This window comes from Acinetobacter sp. UBA3132 (genome assembly GCF_002364825.1).
Classification (GTDB): Bacteria; Pseudomonadota; Gammaproteobacteria; order Pseudomonadales; family Moraxellaceae; genus Acinetobacter; species Acinetobacter schindleri.
This window is the reverse complement of record NZ_DEZM01000042.1, coordinates 1-6,929: the sequence shown is the minus strand read 5'-3', so window position 1 is coordinate 6,929 and position 6,929 is coordinate 1. Positions and strand designations below refer to the sequence as shown.

6 protein-coding genes and 1 pseudogene are annotated in these 6,929 nt (G+C 44.4%); 5 read left to right on the top strand and 2 right to left on the bottom strand.

Translation table 11 applies throughout. From position 1 onward, the window contains the following. Window positions 1–186 precede the first annotated feature (186 nt). Window positions 187–1,386, top strand: a pseudogene (locus B4033_RS01715) (CynX/NimT family MFS transporter). 43 nt (window positions 1,387–1,429) lie between these two features. On the opposite strand, the gene gshB reads toward B4033_RS01715, so the two are convergent. After that, window positions 1,430–2,377 (bottom strand): glutathione synthase, encoded by a 948-nt coding sequence (gene gshB, locus B4033_RS01710; protein ID WP_004890785.1) that lies wholly within the window; start codon window positions 2,375–2,377, stop codon window positions 1,430–1,432. A 118-nt stretch (window positions 2,378–2,495) separates the two neighbouring features. Here gshB and B4033_RS01705 point away from each other — a divergent pair, with 118 nt between their 5' ends. From B4033_RS01705 to B4033_RS01690, 4 genes are all read left to right on the top strand, one after another. Beyond that, on the top strand, window positions 2,496–2,696 hold the full coding sequence (locus tag B4033_RS01705) for a DUF3565 domain-containing protein (protein ID WP_286831531.1): 201 nt from the start codon (window positions 2,496–2,498) through the stop codon (window positions 2,694–2,696). A gap of 125 nt (window positions 2,697–2,821) precedes the next feature. Next, a complete protein-coding gene (locus B4033_RS01700; RefSeq protein ID WP_005267669.1) occupies window positions 2,822–3,244 on the top strand; it encodes a hypothetical protein in 423 nt (140 codons plus the stop codon). Between the two features lie 41 nt (window positions 3,245–3,285). Then, window positions 3,286–5,052, top strand: coding sequence for a copper resistance system multicopper oxidase (locus B4033_RS01695; protein ID WP_286831526.1), 1,767 nt, complete (start codon window positions 3,286–3,288; stop codon window positions 5,050–5,052). Next, on the top strand, window positions 5,039–5,983 hold the full coding sequence (locus B4033_RS01690; RefSeq protein ID WP_286831523.1) for a copper resistance protein B: 945 nt from the start codon (window positions 5,039–5,041) through the stop codon (window positions 5,981–5,983). Before B4033_RS01695 ends, B4033_RS01690 begins: the two co-directional genes overlap by 14 nt. A gap of 171 nt (window positions 5,984–6,154) precedes the next feature. On the opposite strand, the gene B4033_RS01685 is transcribed toward B4033_RS01690, so the two are convergent. Beyond that, on the bottom strand, window positions 6,155–6,487 hold the full coding sequence (locus B4033_RS01685; protein ID WP_085064742.1) for a hypothetical protein: 333 nt from the start codon (window positions 6,485–6,487) through the stop codon (window positions 6,155–6,157). Window positions 6,488–6,929: the final 442 nt, after the last annotated feature.

Sequence of the window (6,929 nt, the reverse complement as noted above, 5' to 3'; positions counted from 1 at the left end):
TTTATAGATATAAAACAGATTTTATCGCAGGATGAAGCGAAAACATTATTGCACTGATCACTATTTTTCAGACCTAAACTTAGGTCTAAACAGCATGAAATTTATTCTTTTTTCTATGTTATTTATATTCTGAATAAATACCATCAATTCTTTAATGAATGGATTTAATAGATAAAGCGATGACAGATGTCAAAAATTTCAGTGCATGACAGCTGGGTAATCCTGGCAGGTTATCTGGCCGCCATTCATGTCGGCAAACTCTCTGCGGTAATTCCAATTTTGCAGCAGGACTTAGGACTCAGTTTTACCCAAGCAGGTTTTTCCCTGTCTCTGGTTCAAGGCGCAGGCATGCTGTTTGCACTCAGTATTGGTGCATTCTCTGAAAAATTTGGTCTAAAACGTTGCCTGATTCTGGCGCTAACGATTCTAGGGTTCAGCAGTATTGCCTGACTCTGGATTCAACATGTCGCTGCATTATATTTTTTTCGTTTTACTGAGGGCATTGGCTTCCTGACCATCTCCCTGTGTGCACCAGCCATTCTGAAAAGGATCAGCCGGCCAGAACATCTGAATTTCAAGATGGGATTGTGGAGTTCCTATATGGGTGTAGGGGTAAGTCTAGCCGTTCTGTGTATTCCTATATTGCTGGAATGGCTGCAATGGCAGACTATCTGGGTTTTACTCGGTGGATTGTGTCTGTTGATTGCCTTAATGGTACATCGTTATCTGCATCTTGAACGGCAAGTACCTACCTCTGAAACAGCATCATCATCGGCTACAAGTTCTTCTTTCTGGGAAATTATTCGGGTCACCATTACTCATCCACCAATTTTATGTCTGGCGGTAATTTTTGCCTGTTATACCAGTCAGTGGCTGACTGTAATCGGCTTTTTACCGAGTATGTATGTCGCGAATCAGATTGATTTAAAAACTGCAGGTATATTGGCTTCACTGGTCGTGGTTTCCAATCTGGGCGGTACCTTTGGTGCCGGTATGCTGTTGCAACGTGGCTGGCAGCCGAAAGCCCTGCTCTGGACTGGTTTTATCAGCATGATGCTGACCAGCTTCCTGGCCTTTGCTGCTCGTTCCTGGTTGATGCTGGAATTACAGGTACTGAGTGCTGTATTGTTTTCACTTATTGGCGGAATTATTCCGACGACTGTTTTTGCCATTACCCTGAAATATGCACCTCAGTCCAATGCCGCGGCAGCCAGTGTCGGCCTTGTTCTTCAAGTTTCGGCATTTGCACAGTTTTTTGTCCCGCCACTGAGTGCATCACTGGTTTCTGCGACTGGACAATGGGCCAATATTGCACTGGTTACTGTCTGCCTTTCGGTACTCGGTCTGATGATGAGCAGCTATCTGTTCCGACGGCATGGTAAATAAAAAGAGCCTCAATAGAGGCTCTTTTTATTTATGACTGCAAATCTTAGGCCTGCTTGACCCCTGCTTCCAGCACATCAAACAGGTCATCCGCAATCGAAGTCCCAAACTGGGTATCAATTTCACGGATACAGGTTGGGCTGGTTACGTTAATTTCAGTGACATAGTTACCAATCACATCCAGGCCCACGAAGACCAGACCTTTTTCACGTAAAAATGGGCCAACTTTTGCAGCAATGGCTTTATCATTTTCAGTTAAAGGACGCGCTTCCCCCAGACCACCTGCTGCCAGGTTGCCACGCACTTCACCATTTTGGGGAATACGTGCCAGACAGTAAGGTACCGGTTCACCATTTACCATCAAAATACGTTTATCGCCTTCAACAATTTCTGGAATATAACGCTGTGCCATGATGGGCTGAGTCCCATTATTGGTCAGGATTTCGATAGTCGAACCGATATTTACTCCGTCCTGATACAGACGAAAAATCCCCATTCCCCCCATGCCATCTAAGGGTTTAACAATGACATCACCATGATCTTTAATGAATTCACGTATCAGGCTTTGTTGTGAAGTCACTAAAGTTGGTACTTGCAGTTCCGGGAACTGGGTAGCAAACAGCTTTTCATTACAGTCACGCAGGCTTTGCGGCTTGTTAATGATCCAGGCACCTTCACGTTCAGCCTGTTCCAGGATATAAGTTGCATAGACAAAATTCATGTCAAAAGGTGGGTCTTTACGCATTAACACCACATCATATGCCGCGATGGATTCTTTACGCTTTTCACCTAATTCATAGTAATGATTATAGTCTTCAAACACTTGTAGTGGTGAGATCAAACCAAATGCTTTACCCTGATCAATATACAAATCTTGCTGTAATGCATAACCCAGTTCATGACCACGGCGTGCGGCTGCCCAAAGCATCGCCATGGTTGAATCTTTTTTCAGGTTTACATTTTCGATGGGATCCATCACAACAAGTACGCGCATATTTCTGTGCTCTTTTTTCAAAATGAATTTGGCAATGAGTATAGCCGAGATTATTCTTTTGTTTATTCAGATTTTGCATGAGTATGTATGCATTCTTGTGTTAAGGATGAATCTAAAGATGTTGCAAGCTATCGTCGGTTTTCATTTAGATGAGGAAAATCATTGGGTCGCTGAACTGGCCTGTGGACATGGTCAACATGTACGGCATACCCCGCCATGGCAAAATCGCCCATGGGTGATGACCGAGCAAGGGCGCAAAGAAAAACTCGGGATGCTGCTGGACTGTAAAAAATGTGAAAAGTGCGAAACTGAAACCTGAACCTATGAAAAAAGTAGTATGTAGGTGACCTAAAAAATAATCTTGTCCAGAATTTGCTAATTTGAGTTACTGCGTTTATGCTTTTTATTGCTCAAACATGCAGCGCATTTTTTCAGGGTGTACTTTTGCTCATACGGCTCGTCAAACAGATCTGGTTGGTGATGCTTGTGGTTTTTGCCATAGGCTGGAGCAGTGTGTCTGTCGCATCTGCAAACACCATGCATCTGGTTATGCCGTCTGAAAAAACGAATCCTCATTGTCTGGAAATGACAAAACCCTCTGCTTCTCACTCGCTGCATAAGACTGATCATCATCAAGATCAGGAACTGATTCAGCCGGACTGTGTCAGTGACAGCACCCAGCAGTCATCAGATTGTCTGGATTGTGGCACTATGGCCTGCCAGAACTTGGTCACCAGCCTGCCCATTACAACGCCCGAGTTAAGCGTGCCTGATCACGGTTATCCGGAAAAAACCCTCCTCCCTGCTTACCATGCCCAGCACCTTGCCGGTTACTGGCAAGAAATCCTGCGCCCACCCAAAGCTTGATCCTGAATTTTTAAATTTTTTTATTCATTAAGGATTAAGTTATGTTGCTTAAAATCAGTCAAAGCCTGTGTCTGGGCTTCGGTCTCATCTCGTCGTCTGCCTTGTTTGCAGCCGTAAAAGAATATCATCTGGTCATTGATGAAAGCCCGATCAATCTCACCGGAAAGACGGTCAAGCGTATCACTGTAAACGGAAAATTCCCTGCACCCTTGCTGGAATTTGAAGAAGGTGATGATGCAGTCATTCATGTACAAAACAACCTGAACAATCAGGATACCTCGCTGCACTGGCATGGCCTCCTCCTGCCCGGGCTGATGGATGGTGTCCCCGGATTTAACGGTTTTCAGGGGATCAAACCGAAACAGTCTTTTACTTATCGCTTCAAGGTTCGTCAAAACGGCACCTACTGGTATCACGCACATTCCAAAGGTCAGGAACAGGACGGCCTCTATGGCGCATTGGTGATTCGCCCCAAAGCACAGACATTACTACCTCCACATGAACAAACCGAACGGGATTATGTGGTGATGCTGTCGGATTTTCACGAACAGGGCAGCCAGCAGATTCAGAACAATTTAAAAAAATCGGCCGAATATTATCAGAACCAGCGCGAAACCGTTGGCGATGTATTTAAGCAGGTAAAACGTGACGGTCTCAAGGCCACCTGGTCAGACCGCAAGATGTGGAACCAGATGCGTATGCTGAAAACCGACCTATCTGATGTTACCGGTTATACCTTTCTGGTCAATGGAAAAACGCCGCAACAAAACTGGAGTGGCCAGTTCCAGCCCAATGAAAAAGTCCGCCTGCGTTTCATCAATGCTTCTGCCATGTCGTTTTTCGATGTGCGTATTCCCCAGCTGAAAATGACCGTGGTCAGTGCCGATGGACAACCGGTGCAGCCGGTCAATGTAGATGAATTCCGTATCGGAACCGCTGAAACCTATGATGTGATTGTGGAACCCACTGCAGCGCATTACCAGATTGAAGCGGAATCGATCGACCGCTCAGGCTTTGCCATTGGCAGTCTGCATCAGGCAACTGATTCAAGTAAAGCCCCGGCTCCGGTTCAATTACCAACACCGCGCCCTCGTGCCTTATTGACCATGGAAGATATGGGACATGGCGAACAACATGACATGTCACATGACACACACAGCAGTCAGACCATGCAGACTGCCACAAGTGAACATGATCAACATGCCCAGCACGACATGCATGCAAGTCATAATGCCATGTCCAGAACCAATCAGCCTCATCAGCCGGTTGAGGGCTGGGCCAATATGTCTACGCCTGCAGGGCACAAAGCCTTGCAATATCAAGACCTCAAAGCCCTGACACCACAACCTGATACCCGCGCAGCAGAACGTGAACTGGTGATTCGTCTGGGTGGAACTATGGAGCGCTATATCTGGACCATGAATGGTAAAAAATTCAGTGATGCCGAGCCACTTCAGGTGAAATATGGCGAGCGGATCCGGCTGAAATTTATCAATGACAGCATGATGGCCCATCCGATGCATTTGCATGGCATGTTTATGCAGCTGGAAAATGGTCAGTCTGCTGCAAATATGCCAAATAAACACACTGTGATTGTGCCGCCCGGGAAAACGGTGACTACCCTGCTCACAGCAGACGAACTGGGAGAATGGGCAATTCACTGCCATCTGCTCTATCACATGAGTGCCGGTATGATGAACAAGCTGATTGTGGCACAAGTTGATGCAGATCAAACATCTCACCCTTCTTCACAAAAAATGCCTTCAAAACCAGCAGCTGCTCAAGGAGAAAGCCATGCACATCACTAATCTTTTTGTAAAGTCAGTGCTCAGCAGTGCGCTTACCCTAAGCAGTCTGAGTATTTTTGCGGCAGCTTCTAGCGATCATACAAGCCATGCTGAACATCAGCATCATAGCGGACATCATGCCATGCAAAACATGGCTGATAACCACGCACAGCATACTGGAACAGCAGATGCCTCATCCTATCAACCACCAAAGTTATCACATCAACAGCAGGCGCTGAGCACACCACAAAATTCAGTCAGTTCTGCCAGCCAACATGACCACCGTAAAGAACATGGCGCACAGATTTATAGCCAGATCATTCTGGACCAGAAATGGCAGCATAGTTCAGAGGGAAATGGGGCATTCAAGTCCAAGAACCAAGCCAGAATTGGCACGGATGAAAATAAAATCTTCCTCAAGTTAGAAGCCGACAAACAGGAATCCCATCCGGCCGAATATGATGCCAAAGTGCTGTATAGCCGAAATATTTCTGATTTCTGGGATGTGCAGACCGGGGTGCGCTATCGGCAGGAAAATTTAGCCGAGCCTTCTACAAACCAGCAGAACGAGCGCTTCGATGCAGTATTTGGCCTGCATGGCCTGGCCCCCTACTTTTTCGAAACGGATGCTCATGTCTATGTCGGTGAAGATGACTTTGTCGGATTAAAACTGGAAACAGAGCGTGACCTGTTACTGACTCAGAAACTGATTATGCAACCCTTTGTCGAACTGGATGTCATCCTGAATGATCAGGCAGCGAATGCGAAAAAAACCGGCCTTAGTTATGCCACCTTGGGCCTGGAAACACGCTATGAACTGAGCAAAAAGCTCATGCCTTATCTGGAAGTGGGTTATGAATATAGTAAAGGCAACCAACAGACAGCCTGGCAGCAAAGCTCTGATTCTGAAAAAGGCTGGATCTATGGTGCAGGTCTAAGAATGATGTTCTAAATTTTTGATACAGAAAATTATGCAGCTACGGGATATGAAGCTCCATTTATGCCCCGTAGCGCTATGGCACTATACATTTGGCTGAGAAAGATTTTTTAAGCCTATGAACTGTACATGCGATGTTTTTCTGCACTTTCCCGCTCATTAAGAGACTTGTTATTTTGCGAAAAACTAGTCTTCATCGCCTTGATTTCCACTGTTACTTTTAGCAACCAAAGTGCCTAACATAATGATAAAGGTACTCACACCGCCAATTAACAGGCTCATCAGCCCCATTTCCAGCATAAAATTGCTATCGCCAGTCTCAGGGGCACCCCATAGAAATTGAAGACGATCGCCAAAAACAAAATTGATTGCACATACAATCAGAAAACCAATCAAGGTGGCAATCAGTAAAGTGACCACCAAGTTCTTCCACATTTTACATCCGACGAACAGGATGATCATGGCCAGTCCAACCATGGTGATGATGGATATAAGTAACACACTGTTCCAGTAATCCATGAGACTCACTCGTATTTGGTTTTAAATTAAAATCAAGAAATTCTTATAGTTAATTTTTCCAATTGAATTTTAATATAGGTGGATTTTTATACACAAACAATGACGATAACTATCTTAAAACTACAAATACTAATTTACCCAAAGTTATAAAATACACTAACTTAGTAAAATCTTGCTGGGTACTGAACGATTTTGATCAACATAAAGTAACACAAACACAACGTGTATTTATTGTTTAGCTTGGTTAAAGCTTAAATACAACCGATAAAGCTCAAGCAAACAGCTTGAAATTCTTTAAAAAACAAGAATGGAGCCACTTTTATAAGAAAAATAAATAATAAATATAAAAAACTTGAATATTTTCTGATTTAGGCTATGCTGTCTTTAACTAGAAAAAAGCGTTGTTTAGTTAAGCTTCTTTAAGTGCCGCAGTATTATTTAT